At 60.8% G+C, this 18,691-nt stretch carries 17 protein-coding genes; 8 read left to right on the top strand and 9 right to left on the bottom strand.

The features are described from left to right. Positions 1-52 precede the first annotated feature (52 nt). From ACE04A_RS26700 to ACE04A_RS26685, 4 genes are all read left to right on the top strand, one after another. Entirely contained in the window at positions 53-424 is a 372-nt protein-coding gene (locus tag ACE04A_RS26700; RefSeq protein WP_100853687.1) for a ribonuclease P protein component, read from the top strand. After that, positions 424-696: a membrane protein insertion efficiency factor YidD gene (gene yidD / locus ACE04A_RS26695; protein ID WP_100857530.1), complete on the top strand. Its 273-nt coding sequence runs from the start codon at positions 424-426 to the stop codon at positions 694-696. Before ACE04A_RS26700 ends, yidD begins: the two co-directional genes overlap by 1 nt. 48 nt (positions 697-744) lie before the next feature. After that, a complete protein-coding gene (yidC, locus tag ACE04A_RS26690) occupies positions 745-2,424 on the top strand; it encodes a membrane protein insertase YidC (RefSeq protein WP_438860251.1) in 1,680 nt (559 codons plus the stop codon). A 282-nt stretch (positions 2,425-2,706) separates the two neighbouring features. After that, on the top strand, positions 2,707-4,152 hold the full coding sequence (locus ACE04A_RS26685; protein WP_259251285.1) for a catalase: 1,446 nt from the start codon (positions 2,707-2,709) through the stop codon (positions 4,150-4,152). Positions 4,153-4,423: 271 nt separating this feature from the next. Here ACE04A_RS26685 and ACE04A_RS26680 read toward each other — a convergent pair whose 3' ends face one another. The 7 genes from ACE04A_RS26680 to ACE04A_RS26650 all read right to left on the bottom strand — a co-directional run bounded on the left by ACE04A_RS26680 (position 4,424) and on the right by ACE04A_RS26650 (position 11,657). Beyond that, the gene (locus ACE04A_RS26680) at positions 4,424-4,582 is read right to left on the bottom strand and encodes a hypothetical protein (protein WP_438859806.1); all 159 of its coding nucleotides are present in this window, start codon (positions 4,580-4,582) and stop codon (positions 4,424-4,426) included. A gap of 211 nt (positions 4,583-4,793) precedes the next feature. Next, on the bottom strand, positions 4,794-5,993 hold the full coding sequence (locus ACE04A_RS26675; protein WP_230693693.1) for a M20 aminoacylase family protein: 1,200 nt from the start codon (positions 5,991-5,993) through the stop codon (positions 4,794-4,796). A 122-nt stretch (positions 5,994-6,115) separates the two neighbouring features. After that, on the bottom strand, positions 6,116-7,135 hold the full coding sequence (locus tag ACE04A_RS26670; protein ID WP_485807554.1) for an ABC transporter ATP-binding protein: 1,020 nt from the start codon (positions 7,133-7,135) through the stop codon (positions 6,116-6,118). Continuing rightward, entirely contained in the window at positions 7,132-8,142 is a 1,011-nt protein-coding gene (locus tag ACE04A_RS26665) for an ABC transporter ATP-binding protein (RefSeq protein WP_259251283.1), read from the bottom strand. The genes ACE04A_RS26670 and ACE04A_RS26665 overlap by 4 nt, the downstream gene beginning before the upstream one ends. 11 nt (positions 8,143-8,153) lie before the next feature. Further along, positions 8,154-9,077 (bottom strand): ABC transporter permease, encoded by a 924-nt coding sequence (locus tag ACE04A_RS26660; RefSeq protein ID WP_279993494.1) that lies wholly within the window; start codon positions 9,075-9,077, stop codon positions 8,154-8,156. Next, on the bottom strand, positions 9,074-10,048 hold the full coding sequence (locus ACE04A_RS26655; protein WP_259251281.1) for an ABC transporter permease: 975 nt from the start codon (positions 10,046-10,048) through the stop codon (positions 9,074-9,076). Before ACE04A_RS26655 ends, ACE04A_RS26660 begins: the two co-directional genes overlap by 4 nt. A 22-nt stretch (positions 10,049-10,070) precedes the next feature. Further along, positions 10,071-11,657 carry an ABC transporter substrate-binding protein gene (locus ACE04A_RS26650; RefSeq protein WP_259251280.1) on the bottom strand — a complete coding sequence of 529 codons (1,587 nt, stop codon included), beginning with the start codon at positions 11,655-11,657 and terminating at the stop codon, positions 10,071-10,073. A gap of 115 nt (positions 11,658-11,772) precedes the next feature. Between ACE04A_RS26650 and mnmE the strand changes: the two genes are divergently transcribed. Next, positions 11,773-13,125, top strand: a complete 1,353-nt coding sequence (mnmE, locus tag ACE04A_RS26645; protein WP_448715682.1) for a tRNA uridine-5-carboxymethylaminomethyl(34) synthesis GTPase MnmE — start codon at positions 11,773-11,775, stop codon at positions 13,123-13,125. Between the two features lie 25 nt (positions 13,126-13,150). Here the strand turns inward: mnmE and ACE04A_RS26640 are convergent, their stop codons facing one another. Then, entirely contained in the window at positions 13,151-14,014 is an 864-nt protein-coding gene (locus ACE04A_RS26640; protein WP_448715681.1) for a Fic family protein, read from the bottom strand. A 136-nt stretch (positions 14,015-14,150) separates the two neighbouring features. Here ACE04A_RS26640 and ACE04A_RS26635 point away from each other — a divergent pair, with 136 nt between their 5' ends. Further along, positions 14,151-14,609, top strand: coding sequence for a GNAT family N-acetyltransferase (locus ACE04A_RS26635; RefSeq protein ID WP_448715680.1), 459 nt, complete (start codon positions 14,151-14,153; stop codon positions 14,607-14,609). A 20-nt stretch (positions 14,610-14,629) separates the two neighbouring features. Here ACE04A_RS26635 and ACE04A_RS26630 read toward each other — a convergent pair whose 3' ends face one another. Further along, complete coding sequence (locus ACE04A_RS26630; RefSeq protein ID WP_485820695.1) at positions 14,630-16,006, bottom strand: ClcB-like voltage-gated chloride channel protein; 1,377 nt, start codon at positions 16,004-16,006, stop codon at positions 14,630-14,632. Between the two features lie 489 nt (positions 16,007-16,495). On the opposite strand from ACE04A_RS26630, the gene ACE04A_RS26625 reads away from it, so the two are divergent. Together ACE04A_RS26625 and ACE04A_RS26620 are read left to right on the top strand one after the other, a co-directional pair. Next, positions 16,496-17,173, top strand: coding sequence for a response regulator (locus ACE04A_RS26625; RefSeq protein ID WP_448715678.1), 678 nt, complete (start codon positions 16,496-16,498; stop codon positions 17,171-17,173). Then, positions 17,163-18,647, top strand: a complete 1,485-nt coding sequence (locus ACE04A_RS26620; protein ID WP_485820694.1) for a sensor histidine kinase — start codon at positions 17,163-17,165, stop codon at positions 18,645-18,647. Before ACE04A_RS26625 ends, ACE04A_RS26620 begins: the two co-directional genes overlap by 11 nt. Positions 18,648-18,691 lie beyond the last annotated feature (44 nt).

Below are 18,691 nucleotides of genomic sequence, written 5' to 3'. Positions count from 1 at the left end.
AGACCTCTCGCAATCTCGTTCTGGTTCCGCGCAAACGCCTGACCCGCAGTCCATGCCGCGCTCCACGCTTCCCCCGGAGGCGCGGTTGCATCGCCCCTCCGAGTTCGCCGCTGCCCTCAAAGGCCGGCGTCTTGCTCGAGGGGCGTTATTCATTGTGACGTCCGCTCCCAATGATCTGCCCCCCGGCCAGGATGCCTGTGCCCGGCTGGGTCTCATCATCGCCAAGCGGTTCGCCGCCCACGCCAGTACGCGCAACGCCATCAAGCGGGTCATCCGCGAAGCGTTCCGCCACCGGCGCCTGGCGCTGCCGGCCAAGGATTACGTCGTGCGCTTGCATAGCAAAGTCGCTCCCACCACGCTTACCTCGCTTAAACGCTTGGTCAGAGCCGAAGTGGACGCTCACTTTGATCGGATTGCGCGATGATTTTCAAAGCACTGCTTATTCTTCCGATCCGCTTCTACAGGTTTTTCCTGAGTCCCTGGATCGGCAGGCAGTGCCGCTTTACCCCCACATGCTCGGCGTACGCGATTGAAGCAATCGAACGTCACGGCGCCTGGCGCGGCTTCTGGTTGGCGGTCCGGCGAATTGGCCGTTGCCACCCGTGGTCGCCGGGCGGCTGGGATCCGGTTCCGCCGTCCAAGGGAACCAATGGCCCCTCGTGCTGTTCCCACAGCCACCGCATCGAGCACGATTGACGCTAAACTGGCGGGCTTTGCTGGCCCGTATTCACTTCAGTAGGCACCATGGATATCCGACGAACCGTCCTCTGGATGATTTTTTCCTTTTCGCTGTTGCTCCTATGGAACAACTGGCAAATCCATAACGGCAAGCCGTCCCTGTTCGGGGGCCCGACGCCCGCGGCCAGCACGGCTGAACCGCAGACCGGCGCCAATAACGCCACGCCTTCGGTGCCCAGCGCGCCCACCACCACGGCTACCGCGCCGTCGGCGGTTCCTGGCGCCACCGCGCCCGCTGCCGCCCGCTCGGAAGAAGTCGTTGTCACCACCGACGTGCTGCGCCTGACCTTCGACACCATGGGCGCCCAACTGGTGCGCGCCGAGCTGCTGAAGTACCCGGCAACCGGCCATGCCGACCAACCCACCGTGTTGCTGGACCGTTCGGCCGGCCTGACCTACGTCGTGCAGTCCGGCGTGGTCGGCGCGCCCAACGGCCAAAGCTTCCCCACGCACCAGACGCCTTTCCGCGTCACGTCCACCGAACGCCAGCTCACTGGCGACAACCTGGTCGTGTCCTTTGAAGGCGAATCGGGCGGCGTGAAGGTCACCAAGACGTTCACCCTGCACAAGGGCCGCTACGACATTGACGTGCGCCACGACCTGGCCAACGTCGGCTCCGCCCCCGTATCGCCCGCGCTGTACCTGCAGCTTGAGCGCGACGGCAACGACCCCGCCGACACGTCCAGCTTCTATCACACGTTCACCGGTTTCGCCGTCTACTCTGAACAGGAAAAGTTCCAGAAGAGCACGTTCAGCGACATCGAAAAGAAGAAGGCCAACTACGTCAAGCAGGCGGACAACGGCTGGATCGCCGTGGTGCAGCACTACTTCGCCACCGCCTGGGTGCCGCCGCAAGGCAAGCCGCGCACGAACGAACTGCTGGAAGTGCAGAAGAACCTGTACGCCGCCCGCAGCATCGAAGCCGTGGGTGAAATCGCCCCGGGTTCCGCGTCGCGCGTTGACTCGCACCTGTGGGTCGGTCCGCAAGACCAGAAGGCCATGGCGGCGCTCGCCCCCGGGCTGGAACTGGTGGTGGACTACGGTTTCCTGACCATCATCGCCAAGCCGCTGTTTACCCTGATGACCTGGCTGCATTCGCTGCTGGGCAACTGGGGCTGGACCATTGTTGCGCTGACCGTGCTGATCAAGGCCATCTTCTACCCGCTGGCCGCCGCGAGCTACCGCTCGATGGCCCGCATGAAGCAAGTGGCCCCGCGTCTGCAGGCGTTGAAGGAAAAGTACGGCGACGACAAGCAAAAGCTGAACGCCGCCATGATGGAGATGTACCGCACCGAAAAGATCAACCCGCTGGGCGGCTGCTTGCCGATGGTGGTGCAGATTCCGGTGTTCATCTCGCTGTACTGGGTGCTGCTGGCCAGTGTGGAAATGCGCGGCGCGCCGTGGATTCTGTGGGTCCATGACCTGTCGATCCGCGACCCGTTCTTCATTCTGCCCGCCATCATGATGGCCACCATGTTCCTGCAGATCAAACTGAACCCGACGCCGCCGGATCCCATCCAGGCCAAGGTCATGATGATCATGCCGCTGGTGTTCGGCGGGATGATGTTCTTCTTCCCGGCCGGCCTGGTGCTGTACTGGTGCGTGAACAACACCCTGTCCATCGCACAGCAGTGGTCCATCACCCGCGCCATGCAGCGCAAGGCGGAAGCGGCGGCAAACCGTTAATCCGATAAGCCTCGCGCTCGAGAGCGTCAAAAAGCCGGCCCTTGTGGCCGGTTTTTTTATGCGCGCGCGGTGTTCTGCCATCCCATCCTGTTCCTGAAGATGAGTCCATAGTCGATAGGTTTTAGTAATTGATTCTGGTAGTTCAATCAACTTCACAAACGCAACCTTGGCCCCTATGATGTGTCCCACATACCGCCCAGCGCCCGGCGCCAGGGGGTATCCACAACACAGCACGAGCCCGAAGCGGCTCGCGCCTTCCCAGAATTACGTACGGAGTGTGCTATGACCGACAAGAAGCCTTTGACCACCGCCTCGGGCGCGCCGGTGCCGGACAACAACAACACGTTGACCGCCGGTCCCCGTGGCCCGGCGCTGCTGCAAGACTTCTGGCTGATTGAAAAGCTGGCCCACTTCGACCGCGAACGCATTCCGGAACGGGTCGTCCACGCCAAGGGGTCCGGTGCCTACGGCACCTTCACCGTCACTCACGACATCTCGCGCTACACGCGCGCCAGCATCTTTTCGCAAGTTGGTAAGCAAACCCCGCTGTTCCTGCGCTTTTCCACCGTGGCCGGCGAACGCGGCGCGGCCGATGCCGAACGCGACGTGCGCGGCTTCGCCATCAAGTTCTACACCGACGAAGGCAACTGGGACCTGGTCGGCAACAACACCCCGGTCTTCTTCATTCGCGACCCGCTGAAGTTCCCCGATTTCATCCACACGCAAAAGCGCGACCCCAAGACAAACCTGCGCAGCGCCACCGCCGCCTGGGACTTCTGGTCGCTCAGCCCCGAATCGCTGCACCAGGTCACCATCCTGATGAGCGACCGCGGCATTCCCGCCAACCTGCGCCAGCAGCACGGTTTCGGTTCGCACACGTTCAGCTTCGTCAACAAGGACGGCGAACGCTTCTACGTGAAGTTCCACTTCAAGTCGCAGCAGGGCGTCGTCTGTATGAGCGACGAAGAAGCCGCCCAGGTGGTTGCGCACGACCGCGAAAGCTCGCAGCGTGACCTGTTCGAGAACATCGAGCAGAAGAACTTCCCGAAGTGGACGCTGAAGGTGCAGATCATGCCCGAGGCTGAAGCCGAGACCTATCACATCAACCCGTTCGACCTGACCAAGGTCTGGCCGCATGGCGACTACCCGCTGATTGAAGTGGGCGTGCTGGAGCTGAACAAGAACCCGGAAAACTACTTTGCCGAAGTCGAGCAAGCCGCCTTCACCCCGGCGAACATCGTCCCCGGCATCGATTTTTCGCCGGACAAGATGCTGCAAGGGCGTTTGTTCTCGTACGGCGACACGCACCGGTATCGCTTGGGCATCAATCATCACCAGATCCCCGTGAACGCGCCGCGCTGCCCGTTCCACAGCTATCACCGCGACGGCGCGAGCCGTGTTGACGGCAACGTGGGCGGCACGCTGAACTACGAGCCCAATAGCGCGGGCGAGTGGAAGGAAACCCCGTCCGCCGGCGAACCCCCGCTGGCGCTGGACGGCCAGGCCGCCGCGCGCTGGAACCATCGCGTGGACGATGACTATTACTCACAGCCCGGCAACTTGTTCCGCTTGATGACGCCGGAAAAGCAGGAGCTGCTGTTCGGCAATATCGGCCGCCATATGGCGGGCGTGCCGGAAGAGATCCAGCGCCGTCAATTGGAACACTTCAAGAAGGCCGATCCGGCCTACGCGGCTGGCGTGGCCAAGGCGTTGGGGCTGACGCTCTGAGGGTGCCGGTAGTCTGAATAGCAAAAGGGCGGTTCCGCGCAGGAACCGCCCTTTTTTCATGGTTGCGGGCTAGGCGCAACGGTATTTTTGTATGGGATCCGTCGTGTTCTGTCGTGTGCCGTACGTGATTTCGAAGGTGACTTCGAAAGTGATTTCGTCCGTCAGCTTCGAACTTCACCTTATCCACAGCTCGTGGCAACGGCATGTTTTCAACGTTATCCACAGGACTGGCCATGGGGTGCAGCACTTTGGACCGCGCCACGGACGACGCTCAGAGCAGGTTCACCGACGCGGCGACGCACGCAGACAAGGTATCCACACCTTCAGCCAAGGCCGGGGTGGGCGAGGCCAGCGCCAATAGGGCCAGCACCAGCGCCAGGCCGGTGGCGGTAGCAGTTTGGACCAGGCGGTCCTGGAGTTCGGATGACATGCGCATGGTGTTCCTTGTGGATAAGTGCTTATCCGTGGGGTGTCCGCTTACTGTGGATCGACCCATTATGGGAACCATGCCTGCTATCTCAAACGAAGTTATCGGCGTTTGATCAAAGCTCTACGTCATATAGAAAAAGCCGCGGGAGTACGCCCCGCGGCTTCATCAACAATGCTGATAAGCAAATAGCCTATCCGTCCTTGCCAGGCATTCAGGCAGCCGGCAAGAAGGCCTCGGTAAGCTTCACCCAATACGTGGCGCCCACCGGCAACAGGGCATCGTTGAAATCGTAGTTCGGGTTGTGCAACTGGCATGGGCCCATGCCGTGATAGCTTTCCATGCGGTGGTCGCCATCGCCATTACCCAGGAATAGATACGCGCCCGGGATGGCTTCCAGGAAGAAGGAAAAATCTTCGGCGCCCATGAAGGGCGGCATATCGCGCAGCACGTTTTCGGCGCCGAAGGCCTCTTCGGCCACCTTCGCCGCGAAGGCCGTTTCCTTTTCCCAATTCACCAGCGGCGGATAGGCCCGCACAAAATCGAGTTCGCCCGTGCCCCCATACACCTGCGGCAAAGTGGTGGCGATACGGCGCATGTCGGCTTCGATCTTATCCAGCGTTTCCACCGAATACGTGCGCACCGTGCCGCGCAGCACGGCCTCGCCAGGAATCACGTTGTAGGCGTCGCCCGCATGGATCTGCGTGATCGACAGCACGGCTTGGTCCAGCGGATTCTTGCTGCGCGAAATCACGGTCTGCAAGGCGTGCACCATGTCGGCGGCCACGATGATCGGGTCGACCGAGGCATGAGGCTGCGCCGCGTGGCCGCCCACGCCCTTGATGACGATGTCCCAGCGGTTGCTGGATGCCATCGTCGGACCGGCGCGAAAGCCGAACTGGTTGACCGGCATGCCGGGCATGTTGTGGATGCCGAACACCGCATCGCAGGGAAATTTGTCGAACAGGCCGTCCTGCATCATGGCGCGCGCGCCGGCGTTGCCGCCTTCTTCGGCCGGCTGGAAAATGAACACCACCGTGCCATCAAAGTTGCGATGCGTGGACAAGTACTGCGCCGCGCCCAGCAGCATGGCGGTATGGCCGTCATGGCCACAGCCGTGCATGCGGCCGCTGATGGTGGACTTGTGCGCAAAGCGGTTGTGCTCGGGCATGGGCAGCGCATCCATGTCGGCGCGCAGGCCGATCATCTTCTTGCCGCTACCCGCGCGCAACACCCCCACCACGCCGGTTTTCCCCAAGCCCGTATGCACTTCCAGGCCCCATTCGCGCAAGCGTTGCGCCACCAGGTTCGACGTGCGCGTTTCCTGGAAGGCCAGTTCCGGGTGCGCGTGGATGTCGCGACGCAAGGCGGTCAGTTCCGGGTGCGCGCGTTCGATTTCGGCAATGGTTTTCATGGCGTCAGAATTAAATTAGGTGAATTCATTGAGGCGATCGGCGGTTGCTTGATGGGTTGCGCGCGCTGGGTATCGGCTTTCTTGTTCCAGGGATTCTCGCGCTTCACCCATCCTACGTCTAGTCAGGGCATGTCGTTCAGGTGGCAGGCGCTGAATTGGCCGGGTGCGATTTCTCGCAGCAAGGGCCGTTCCGCCTTGCAGCGCGCCATGGCGTGGGGACAACGTGGGTGGAATGCGCAGCCTGTGGGCGGGTCCAGTGGGGACGGCAGTTCGCCCTTGATCGGCTGATACGTGCGCCGACCGGGCGTCAACGTCGGCAACTCTTTCAACAGTGCCTGTGTATACGGATGGTTGGCGCGCTGGAAAACCGTGTCGGTCGGTGCAAGCTCCACCACGCGCCCCAGGTACATGATTGCCACGCGGTCCGATATGTGGCTGACCACGCTCAGGTTGTGACTGATGAACAGATACGTCAGGTCCAAGTCGTCGCGCAACTGTTCAAACAGGTTCAGCACCTGCGCCTGAATCGACACATCCAAGGCGGCCACGGCTTCATCGCAGACGATCACGGACGGCTTGAGCGCCAGCGCCCGCGCGATACCGATGCGCTGGCGCTGCCCGCCTGAAAACTGATGCGGATAGCGTTGCACGAAAGATGGGTCCAAGCCCACTTGCCGCATCAGCCCCGCCACGTAGTCCGCCTTGTCGCGCGCAGGGATAAGGCCGTGCGCCACGGGGGCCTCACCGATGATTTCGCGCACCCGCATGCGCGGGTTGAGCGAGGCGTAGGGGTCTTGGAAGATCATCTGCACGCCCAGCTCGTAGGCGCGCCGCTCCGGCCCCGTCATCGTCCGCACGGCCTTGCCCTGGTAGTGCACATCGCCCGACGAGGGCGGCAGAATGCCCGACACGACGCGGCCCAGCGTGGATTTTCCACAGCCCGATTCACCCACGATGCCGATGACTTCGCCCGGCTGCACATCCAGGTCCACACCCGCCACGGCGTGCACCACCTGTGTCTTCAAGCCCGCCCCCAGCAAATTGGCAATGCGCCCGGCCAGGTCCACGGGCTGCACAAAGCGCAGTTCCACGTCGCGCAGGGACAGGATGGGGGTGGCGGCGTCGCGTTCTGCTGCGCTCATTTGGGGTCTGGGTCTCCGGCGTGCCAGCAGCGCACCCATTGCGCCGGGCGAACTTCCACAGGCTGCGGTTCGATCAGACAGGCGTCGGTCGCGCGCGGGCAGCGCCCACGGAACGCACAGCCTTGCGGCAGATTCAACAGCGAAGGCGTCATGCCAGGAATCGGCACCAGCGGCTTGCCGCGCGATTCTGGCGTGGGGATCGATGCAATCAACCCATGCGTGTAGGGATGCATGGGATGCGTGATCACGTCGTACGTGCTGCCGGTCTCGACCACACGGCCCGCATACATCACCGACACCCGGTCGGCCAAGCCAGCCACCACCGCCAGATCGTGCGTGATCCATATCAAGCCGGTACCGGTTTCGCGGCACAGCTTCTGCACTTCGAAAAGAATCTGCCCTTGAATCGTGACGTCGAGCGCGGTGGTGGGCTCGTCCGCAATGATCAGGCGCGGTGAATTCAAAAGCGCGATGGCGATTGCCACGCGCTGGCGCATGCCACCGGACAACTGGTGCGGATACGCGCGCAGGCGCTCCTGCGGCGACGGAATGCCCACCATCGTCAACGTCTGCAAGGCGCGCTGGCGCGCCTGTTCACGAGACACCTTATGGTGCGCCTGCACCGCCTCGATCATCTGCGTATCCACGCGCAGCACGGGGTTCAGCGTCATCATCGGGTCCTGGAAGATCATCGCAATCTCCTGGCCCCGCAGTTGACGCCATCGGTTCGGCGTCGCACCGCGCAGGTCTTCACCGTTCAACCGCAGGTGCCCTTCAACGATGCGGCCTGGCTCGTCCAGCAAACCCATCAGCGAAAAGCCAGTAATGCTCTTGCCTGACCCTGATTCGCCCACCAGACCCAGGATTTCGCCTTCGGCCAAGCTCAAGTCCACGCCATCCACCGCCTTCACCACGCCATTGCGCGTGAAGAAGTGCGTCTTCAATCCTTGCACTTCAAGAACATTTGGGGGCGCGGCCAATGGCGTTTCCACAGCGTTTGTCTGCATCGCGTCCGCCTCTAGTTCGCGTGACGCGGGTTGAGCACATCGCGCAGGTGGTCGCCCACCAGGTTGATGGCGATGATGGCCAGCGCCAGCGCAATGCCGGGAAAGAACGATATCCAGTACTGACCCGACAACAGGTATTCGAAGCCGTTGTAGATCAGCATGCCCAGCGATGGCTCGGTCACCGGCACCCCCACGCCCAGGAACGACAGCGTGGCTTCCAGGGCAATGGCGTGCGCCAGGTCGATGGTGGCGATCACGATAAGCGGCGGCATACAGTTGGGAAGCACGTGGCGGAACAGCACGCGCCCCCAGGACAAGGACATGCAGCGCGCGGCCTCCACATATTCCTTGCCACGCTCCACCAGCGCGGCGCCGCGCGCGGCCCGCGCAAAATACGCCCACTGCACGACGATCAACGCGATGATCACCTTATCCACACCCTTGCCCAAAATCGCCAAGAGCATCAGCGCAACAAGAATGGCGGGGAACGACAACTGGATATCCACAATCCGCATCAACAGCGCGTCGATACGGCCGCCAAAATAAGCCGCGATCAGGCCCACGGTGGCGCCGATGCCAAAGGCCGCCAGCACCGACACGGTAGCCACCATCAAACTGGTGCGCATGCCATAGAGAATGGCCGACAGCAGGTCGCGCGCCTGCCCGTCGGTGCCCAGCCAGTGGTGCATGGACCCATCACCACTTTCACTGCCGGGCTTCAGCTTGGAATCCATGATGTCCAGCGCCGCCAGGTCGTAGGGATTCTGCGGTGCGATCCACGGCGCCAACACGGCGGCGCCCACAATCACCACCAGCATCACCAGGCCCAAGGTAGCCAGCTTGCTGGCGAAGAAATCCTTCACGAAGCGGCGCCAGGGCGTCTCTTCCTTGCGCGCGGCGGCCGGTGCGACGGGAACATTGACGTTGGTGTTCATCGGCGGCTATCCAGACGTACGCGGGGGTCCAGCACCGTATAGATGATGTCCACCACCAGGTTCAACATGACCAGGAAAAACACGATCAAAAGCAGATACGCCACGACGACCGGACGATCAAGATTGATGATTGAGTCGATCAGCAGTTTGCCCATGCCCGGCCACGAAAACACGGTTTCAGTGACCACGGCGAACGCCATCACCTGGCCGAACTCCAGGCCCGCCACGGTCACGACCGGAATCAGGATGTTCTTCAACAGATGCACGCCCAGCACGCGCTTTTCCGACAGGCCCTTGGCACGCGCGAACTTGATGTAATCCATGGGCAGTGCTTCGCGCGTGGCCGCCCGCGTCACGCGGATGATCATCGCGCACTTGGCGATGGCGATCGTGGCGGCGGGCAAGGCCAGGCTCATCCAGCCGCTGAACGTCAGCACGCTCAACTCCAGCGAACCGATGCTGACTGTCTTGCCACGCCCCCCCGCCGGCACCCAACCCAGCATCACGGCGAACACCATGATCAGCATCAGGCCAACCCAGAAATTAGGCAGCGAAAAGCCCAGCACGGACCCCGTCATGATGGCGCGCGAGCCCGGCGCCTGCGGCTTCAAGCCCGCCAGGATGCCCAGCGGCACGCCGATCAGCACCGACATCAGCATGGCCACACAGGCCAGTTCGACGGTGGCCGGCATGCGCTCCAGGATCAGGTGCATGGCCGGCTCGCCCGTCAGGAAGCTGTTGCCGAAATCACCTTGCACTGCCTGGCTCATGAAAATCAGATATTGCCGCCACAGCGGCTGGTCCAAACCCAGCGACGCACTGATCGCGGCGCGCTGCGCCTCGGTTGCTTCCGGGCTGGCCAGCATCGAAACCGGATCGCCCACCATGTATATGCCTGCAAAAACCAACGCCGACATGACAAGCATGACGACGATGGTTTGCAGCAGTCTTCTTACGATTGTTGCCAGCACTGGAAACCGCCCGCGTTGCGCGTTACTTCTTCAAGGTTGCAAACTGCGCAAGCGTGACCTGGTCAGGACGGCCCTGATAGCGGATGTCGTTCTTCATTGCCCAGACCGACAATTCGAAGTGAATCGGCAGCATGGCGTAGTCGTCCATCGCCATGTTGCTGGCCTTGGACAGCAGCTCGGCACGCTTGGCGTCGTCCATGGTGGACGATGCTTCCTTCACCAATTCGTCCATCTTCGGATTGGAATAGCGGCTGCGGTTGGTGGTGCCCAGGCCGGCTTCCGGATTGCGCGTCACCAGCAGGGATGTCAGCGCGTTGGACATCTCGCCGCTAGTCACCGACCAGCCCGCCAGATAGGCCGAGAACGCATAGCTGTCGCGGTTCTTGAAGAACACCGGGGGCGCCATCGCGTCCACGCTGGTCTTCACGCCGATGCGCGTCCACATCGATGCGATCGCTTGCGCCACCTTCGAATCATTCACGTAGCGACCAGAAGGCGAGCCCAGCGTGATCGAGAACCCGTTGGGATAACCGGCTTCCTTCAACAAGGCCTTCGCCTTTTCCACATCGGCCTTCGGCGCTTTGGAATGTTCCTTGCTGGACCCGAACATGGGGTAGGGCAGCATGTTGCCCGCGGGCAAGGCCACACCGCCCATCACGCGCTCAACCAGCGCATCGCGATTGATGGCAAGCGACAGCGCTTCCCGCACGCGCTTGTCCTTCATGGGGTTCTTGTCGGTGCCCTGGATACCAGGCGACGGCTCGGCGTGCTGGTCCAGCGCCACGTACACCACCCGCACCGACGGCGTCTCTTCCACAAAGAGCTTTTTATCGCTCTTCAGCTTGGGCAGGTCGTCGGTGGGGGGATCTTCAATCATGTCGACGTCACCGGCCAGCAGTGCGGCCACGCGCGCGGCGGCGTTGCTGATCGGGCGGTACACCACGCGGTCCCACTCAGGCTTTTTGCCCCAGTAGTTTTCATTGCGTGCCAATACGAATTCGGCGCCGCGTTTCCACGACACAAACTTGTAGGGGCCCGTGCCAATCAGGCCATCACCGCTGTTCAATTCAGTTGTCGTCTTGCCTTCCGGCGCTGGGCCGGAAGCGGCCTTTTTCGACAAGATGGGCAATTGCGCCAGGTTCACGAGCAGATTCGGCGCGGCCTGCTTGGTGGTGATGCGCACGGTCATCGGGTCGACCGCTTCGGTCTTCTCGACCGAACCCAAGTACAGCGTAAAGGGAGACGGGCTGTTGGGCACCTTGGGCACGCGGTCATACGTGAACACCACGTCTTCGGCGGTGAACGGCGTGCCATCCGAAAACTTCACGTTGGGACGTAGCTTGAACGTCCAGACCTTGCCATCCACCGTCCACGATTCCGCCAACGCGGCCTTCGGTTTCAACTGGGCGTCGGTAGCAACCAGCGTATCGAAAATGGTTTGGGAGATCTGCGTGTTCGGCGTCAGCGCGTGATATTGCGGATCCATCGACGAGGGCTCGGTCTTCAGAGCGATCACCAGATCGCGAGCCATTGCGGAACTGAATGTGCCAAAGGCCAACATCACCGCGGCTGAGCCGCAGGCCAAGACACGCGAAAACCGAGATGCCATCGTGATCTCCCTGAGTTGATTCGGGTTTTGAACCTCGGGGCCACATTAACCAGCAAACAAGGGGCTGCGCAACAGTTATATTCCCCTATTGTTCTCGCTTCCGTCCCCTTCAGATATGTCCGCTTACGCCCCTATTGCCGCCATTGCCACCGCCCCCGGAAGAGGCGGCATCGGCGTCGTGCGCGTTTCTGGTGCGGACTTGTCCGAATTGGTGCGCCGCCTGTTCCAGCGCGAACTCACTCCGCGCCACGCGCACTATCTGCCGTTCAAATCCGTGGACAGCGAACTGCTGGATGAAGGCATCGCGATCTACTTCCGCGGCCCCCATTCCTATACCGGTGAAGACGTGCTGGAGTTGCAAGGCCACGGCGGTCCGGCCGTGTTGCGCCGTGTGCTGGAAAGCTGCCTGGCCGCTGGCCGCGACCTTGGCGTGCGCCTTGCCGAGCCGGGCGAATTCACCCGCCGCGCCTTTCTTAACGACCGCATGGATCTGGCGCAAGCCGAGGCCGTGGCGGACCTGATTGATGCGTCATCAGTCGCCGCCGCGCGCGGCGCCATGGCCTCGCTGTCGGGCGAATTCTCGGCGCGCGTGAACGACCTGTCCGACCGCATCATCCACTTGCGCATGCTGGTCGAGGCAACGCTGGATTTTCCCGAAGAAGAGATCGATTTTCTGGAAAAGTATCAGGCCCGGCCCACGCTTGATGCACTTACCGCTGACCTCTCCAGGCTGATTGCGCAAGCACGCCAAGGCGTCATCCTGCGTGAGGGTTTGCACGTGGTGCTGGCCGGCCAACCCAACGTGGGTAAATCCAGCCTGCTGAACGCCTTGGCGGGCGACGACATCGCCATCGTCACCCCCATTGCGGGCACCACGCGCGACAAAGTGGTGCAGGAAATCCATATAGACGGCGTGCCATTGCACATTGTGGACACGGCCGGCCTGCGTGAAACGGAAGACACCGTAGAGAGCATCGGCATCGCCCGCACCTGGCAGGAAATTGAGCGCGCTGATGTTATTTTGCATCTGCAAGACGCCACCCAACCCGGCGACGAGCTGGACGCCCAGATCACCGCGCGACTCCCGCCGCGCACGCCGGTACTTAAGGTTTTCAACAAGGTGGACCTGTTATCCACAGGTTTCGTGGCGGGCGCCGGCGAATTGGGTATCTCCGCCAAGCGCGGCGCGGGTCTGGATGCGCTGCGCGCCGAACTCCTGAACATCGCCGGCTGGAACCCCGGCGCCGAATCCCCCTGGCTGGCGCGCGAACGCCATCTGCACGCCTTGCAGCAAGCGGCCGAGCATTTGGAGCTGGCGGGTGAACACGCGGGTCAAGACGACCGGGTACTGGATCTGTTTGCCGAGGAGCTACGGCTGGCGCATGACAGCCTGACAAGCATCACCGGCAAGTTCACCAGCGATGATTTGCTGGGCGAGATTTTTTCCAGTTTCTGTATTGGGAAGTAGCACTAGCGCTCAGCCGGCAGACGTCTTAACGCAGCTCGTACCAGGTTCCGCGGCCGCTGCCATGCAGAATAAGATGCTCCTGTTCCACCAACGTGCGGAAGTGCTGCTTGAGGGTATTGCGGTTGCTTCCGGTCAGGCGTATCGCTTCGGCCATGGTGATCCGACCATGGTCGCGCGTGAAGTCAACAATCTGTAGCGCCAAGTCTGGCAGCTTAGCCAATACCAGCTTCTCTCGCTCAACCTTGCGCTCCAACCGGCTGACTTGGCGGGACAGGGCGCGCAGGAAGAATAAGAGCCAAGGCTGCCAGTCCGGAACATCACTGCGTATGCTGCCTTGAGTCTGACGCAGCGCCAGATAGTAGGCTTCCTTGTTTTGCTCAATCACACTTTCGAGCGAACTGTAGGGTACGTAGGCATAGCCCGATTGCAGCAACAGCAGCGTAGTCAGGACCCGGCTCAATCGACCGTTTCCATCCTGAAAAGGATGGATCTCCAGAAACACGACAACCCAGATGCCAATCAGCAACAGGGGATGCAGACGCCCAACGCTGCGTTGCTCGTTGAACCAAGTCACGAGTTCGGATAACAGCCGCGGCGTATCGAAAGGGGCTGCGGTTTCGAACACCACGCCCAGCGGATTGCCGAGTTCGTCGAACGCGACCACATTATTGCTGGTGGTCTTGTAGTTACCGCGATGCCAGGCGTCTATGTCACTGTGGGTCAGTAGGTCACGGTGCAATTGCCGAATGTGGTTCTCTGTCAGCGCGATGTCCTGCCAGGACGAGAACACCAGCTCCATGACCTCGGTAAACCCATTTACACCCATTAATACCGAGGCCAGTTCACCAAATTCGCATCCATTTACACCCATTTCATGAAATGGGGACATAACAATTTTGGGGCGATGAGCACGATCTTGGCGCTGCGTCCAAGAGCGCACTTAGTAACGGCCGGAGTAGGATTCGATCAGTCCTCCGAGTCAAGACGAGTTTCCATTTACTCGCGCTTCAGAATACCCACACACCATGCCCTTCGTAATCCGGCTTGCCACCCCAATCGACATCCCCGTCATTGAACGAATCGTCGCGGACGCCTACACGCCCTACATCGCGCGCATCGGAACCGTCCCGGGTCCGATGCGTGACGACTACGCAAAGCGTGTCGCCGAAGGGGTGGTCCACGTGCTGGAAGAGGCCGACGTTATCCAGGCGGTACTGGTCTTGATTCCCGAACCTGATTGCCTGTTATTGGACAACATTGCGGTGTCTCCGGACGCGCAAGGAAAAGGGCTTGGCCGCGTCCTCATGCACTTCGCGGAAACCAGCGCGCGCGAAGCGGGGCTAGCAAATATCCGTCTTTATACGCAGGAAAAAATGACGGAAAACATAGCGATCTACCTTCGCTATGGCTATGTTGAAACGCACCGCGCTGAAGAGCTTGGGTTGCGTCGCGTATTCATGCGCAAGAGCTTGCTTTCAATGTAGCGATCAACAAATATGAGCATTTACTCATCTTTCTCCGGCGATGTTTTTGCCACGATTTTTTGCGCGCGGCGGTTGTTCGCAAGCGACTTCGCATACACCGATTCCGGCCGTATTTGGTGCGCAATCACGTAGCCGGTGATGCAAGCCAGCATCAACGGAAGCATCACTTCATAGCTCAAGGTCATCTCAAAAATCATCAAGATCGACATCAGCGGCGCATGCGTCGTGGCGGCCAGTAACGCGCCCATTCCTACGACGGCGTAGCTGGAAACCGGCGATAGACCATCCAACGGAATCAGGCTTTGCAAACCAGTGCCGTACAACGCGCCCAACGCCGCACCCACGAACAATGTGGGGGTAAAAACACCTCCTACCGCGCCCGAGCCCGCACTTGCTGCCGTGGCCAGGATCTTCATCAGCAAAATGGCCGCCACCGCCTGCCATGCCCATTGCGTGTGCAACATGCTGTTGACCACGCTGTAGCCGTTGCCCCATACCTCGGGGTTGATGACCGAGAGCGCCCCCACGATCAATCCGCCCAGCGCCATGCGTAGCCATAACGGAAAAGGCAGCCGGGAAAAGGTGGCGCGCGCCATGTCCAGCAAGCGCAGGAATTGGGGCGCCACCAACCCCGCGAGCACACCCAGTCCCAGGTAATTGATCACCTCCCAGCCGGACACAAATTCAAAGTGCGGCATGTGGAACACGGCGTCGTAGTGCAGGATTTGGCGCGTGACGATATTGGCCACCACCGACGACACCACCAGCGGCACCAGAGTGGCGGACGAAATCACGCCGAAGACAATTTCAGAGATGAACAACGCGCCCGCAATCGGTGCGTTGTAGGCGGACGTGATGCCCGCAGTCGCCCCACAAGCGACCAATAGCCGCAAATGGCGGGGCGGCAACAGCAGAAATCGCCCGGTCAGCGACGAAAACATGGCCGCCAACTGCACCATCGGGCCCTCACGGCCGATGGAAGCCCCCGATCCGATGGAAAAAACGGACGACAGGCTGCGCGCGAGTGTCTGGCGCAAGCCGATGACGCCGCGGCCGATGGAAATGGCTTCCATGTAGTCGGCGGCGCCACGTTTTGGGAGCCATCGGGCCGCCATTTGCAGGATGACGCCGGCAATCGCGCCGCCAAGGGCTGGTGTCAAAAACCGTTGCCATGGGTCCAAGCCCCGAGCCAGCGACACCATGCCATGCGGCGCATCTTCGCCGCCCAGCACCATCTGCGCCCATCCCAATAGCTCACGAAACACCACCGTCGCGAGTGCGCCGAACAACCCCATCAACGCCGCCGCGAACAAGGTGGCGGGCAAATTGTCGGCAATAAAGCGGTCTCGCAGACCGTTCAGCCAACGCCATTTCCTGTTTTTTATCTCGATAGCCATGGCCGAATTCTACGGCTGAAACTGCTCACTTTTTGTTCAGTTAGCCGTCAAGAACGCGACAAGGTACCCCCTCGAATCGCCGCTTCAGCGAACGCGCCTGGAGCCGTTTTTGGGGTCTTGCAAGGCCTAAAAACCCGGTAGGCAAGGGCCGGTTTTTCGGGGTAAAAGTGCCGCTTTCCTACCCCGTTTGCAGAAACCAGCCTGTGGATAACTCCTAAGTAGCCAGGTTGTGCACATTGTGTGGAGGCAAGTTGAACAAGCTGGGGTTTTGAGGGGTGTCCGAAATGTTGTCCAACTTCAACTTTTTTCCCACACAGAGTTCTTGCACAGGCAAAAACGGCTGCAAGCTGATGAAAAGATTCAGGTTTTCAAGGTTAAGGTAGTTATCCACAGGCCTTATTAATCATTAGTCTTTATATAAAGAGAAATAAAGGAAAAGCCAAACATGCTTTCCCATTCCGCCCAGCCACTCCCCCCCGGACTCCGTCCATGCGCATCCTCCTGATAGAAGACGAAGCTGAACTTGCCCGTTGGCTTTCCCGAAGCCTGGCCAGGCACGCTGGCTTTGTCGTTGAGTGGGCTGACGACGGATTGGTCGCCGAAAGAAGGTTGGCAATGGAAGAATTCGACGCGGTCATCCTGGATCTGGGACTTCCCGGCATGGATGGCCATGCCTTGCTGGCAAAAATTCGCGCGCGAGACGACCGTACGCCGGTGTTGGTCTTGACCGCGCGCGATTCATTGGCCGAAAAAATCGGCACGCTGCACCTCGGTGCAGACGATTTCCTGCCAAAACCGTTTGTTGTGGAAGAGTTGGAAGCGCGTTTGATCGCACTGATTCGGCGCAGCCGTGGTCGCGAACATCCGCGTTTGGCTCTGGGAAACCTGGTTTTTGAGACGTCCGCTCAGAAATTCACGGTCTCTGGACAGACTTTGCAGTTATCCCCACGTGAACACGCGGTACTACGGGTGCTGATCCAAAAAAGTGGCGAACCCATCAACAAGCAGCAGATCCTTGACCGCATCGTGTCGGACGATGCGGACATCAACCTGGAAGCCATCGAGGTACTTGTGCACCGCTTGCGCAAAAAATTGGCGGATACCGGTGTGCAGATCGTGACCATGCGTGGCATGGGGTACTGCCTGGAGAACCTTGTTGACAACTAGAAGTTCAAAAAAAACCGGGTTTTTCGCGTCAAAAAAACGCAACCGCACGCTCAAGACACAGTTGCTCTGGTGGCTGATTCCAACGCTGGTCTTTGTGATGATGGGCGCGTTGTGGCTGTCGAACCATCAACTGCGCAACCAGGTCGATGTTGCGTACGACCGTTCGCTTTCTGGAGCACTGCGCGCGATCGACCACAACATATCCACAGCCAGCGGTGGATTAGCCATGGAACAGCCTTACCTGATGCTGGAATTTTTTGAGCTGACGGCCAATGGCAACGTGTTCTACCGGGTGGCAACCGAGGACGGGCTGGCCGAAATAGGGCATCCAGACCTGCCCATGCCCGACCAAGCGCTGAAATCCGGCGAACCGCGTTTTTTCTACGCGACCTACCAAGGGAAGCCGGTGCGAGTTGCGGGGCGGGCGCGCCCCATGGACCCGCCGCTGTACGCAAATAAAGGGGGACGGGTAATTGTCCAGGTCGCCGAGGGTCTGGAAGGCCGTCAGGCGTTCCTGCACCAGGTGCTGCTGCGGTCAGTGGAACGAGACCTGGCCGTGATCCTCATCAGCGTTTTAGTGATCATCCTGGGGGTTTTCATGGCGCTACGCCCCCTTGCCCGGCTCAGGCAAGAAGTGGAAGGGCGCTCTGGAGACGATTTAAGCCCCGTCAGCGACTCGGAGATGCCAGGTGAGGTCCTGCCCTTGGTTGCGGCTGTAAACCTCCACATGGCCCGTTTTGCGGCTCAGGGGAGGGTGCAGAGCCAGTTCCTGGACGACGCCTCCCATCAATTGCGCACTCCGCTGTCGGTTTTGCGGACCCAAACGGCCTATGCCTTGCGCGAAACAGACCCCCAGGAGGTCCGTACAGCCCTTCTGGCGATGCAGGAGGGCCTGGACAGGGCCGTACGCACCACCAACCAAATGCTCGCTCTGGCGCGCGCTAAGGACGCTTCCCTGGCCGAAAGCGGTTTCACGGTTGAATCCGTTGACCTGGTGGAGCTGGCCGACTCCGTCATCCGCACCCTGCTGCCCGCCGCGCGCGCCCGGCAATTGGACATAGGCCTGGAGGCCGCGCAACGCCCCCTGGCGGTCAACGGCACTGAGTGGTTGCTGCGCGAAGCGGTCACTAACCTGGTCGACAATGCGATCCGTTACGCGTCGCCGGCCGGAGAGGTCACCGTGACCATCCAGGCGAAGGGGAACGAGGCCAGGCTGGTAGTGGAAGATGACGGCCCCGGCATGTCTGCCGAGGACATTGCCCGCGCCTGCGTCCGCTTTCGCCGGGGCGCGGCGGGCAAGAACACATCGGGGGCAGGCCTGGGCCTGGCTATTGTGGGCACCATTGCCGAAATCCTTGGCGCCAAGCTGGTGCTGGAGAACCGCGCCCCGTTAGCCGGATTGCGCACGATCTTGGTGTTTTCCCTGGTACCCAAGGCGAATGTTGCGCCGCGTCATGAAAACGGCCCAATTTGAAAGGGTTTGGAAAGCTTCGATTTTGTACGGTAGGGTCCGCTGGG

Source organism: Achromobacter colocynthidis (genome assembly GCF_057334535.1).
The sequence above is the reverse complement of the archived record's forward strand: the minus strand, read 5'-3'. Positions and strand labels throughout refer to the sequence as shown.

Bases quoted from the DNA above. Each gene is read 5' to 3' on its own strand.
- ACE04A_RS26675 (WP_230693693.1), bottom strand. From the start codon at position 5,993: ATGAAAACCATTGCCGAAATCGAACGCGCGCACCCGGAACTGACCGCC.
- mnmE (WP_448715682.1), top strand. From the start codon at position 11,773: ATGTCCGCTTACGCCCCTATTGCCGCCATTGCCACCGCCCCCGGAAGA.
- ACE04A_RS26625 (WP_448715678.1), top strand. From the start codon at position 16,496: ATGCGCATCCTCCTGATAGAAGACGAAGCTGAACTTGCCCGTTGGCTT.
- yidC (WP_438860251.1), top strand. From the start codon at position 745: ATGGATATCCGACGAACCGTCCTCTGGATGATTTTTTCCTTTTCGCTG.
- ACE04A_RS26680 (WP_438859806.1), bottom strand. From the start codon at position 4,582: ATGTCATCCGAACTCCAGGACCGCCTGGTCCAAACTGCTACCGCCACC.
- ACE04A_RS26640 (WP_448715681.1), bottom strand. From the start codon at position 14,014: ATGTCCCCATTTCATGAAATGGGTGTAAATGGATGCGAATTTGGTGAA.
- ACE04A_RS26700 (WP_100853687.1), top strand. From the start codon at position 53: ATGCCGCGCTCCACGCTTCCCCCGGAGGCGCGGTTGCATCGCCCCTCC.
- ACE04A_RS26665 (WP_259251283.1), bottom strand. From the start codon at position 8,142: ATGCAGACAAACGCTGTGGAAACGCCATTGGCCGCGCCCCCAAATGTT.
- ACE04A_RS26685 (WP_259251285.1), top strand. From the start codon at position 2,707: ATGACCGACAAGAAGCCTTTGACCACCGCCTCGGGCGCGCCGGTGCCG.
- ACE04A_RS26670 (WP_485807554.1), bottom strand. From the start codon at position 7,135: ATGAGCGCAGCAGAACGCGACGCCGCCACCCCCATCCTGTCCCTGCGC.
- ACE04A_RS26635 (WP_448715680.1), top strand. From the start codon at position 14,151: ATGCCCTTCGTAATCCGGCTTGCCACCCCAATCGACATCCCCGTCATT.
- ACE04A_RS26660 (WP_279993494.1), bottom strand. From the start codon at position 9,077: ATGAACACCAACGTCAATGTTCCCGTCGCACCGGCCGCCGCGCGCAAG.
- ACE04A_RS26650 (WP_259251280.1), bottom strand. From the start codon at position 11,657: ATGGCATCTCGGTTTTCGCGTGTCTTGGCCTGCGGCTCAGCCGCGGTG.
- ACE04A_RS26630 (WP_485820695.1), bottom strand. From the start codon at position 16,006: ATGGCTATCGAGATAAAAAACAGGAAATGGCGTTGGCTGAACGGTCTG.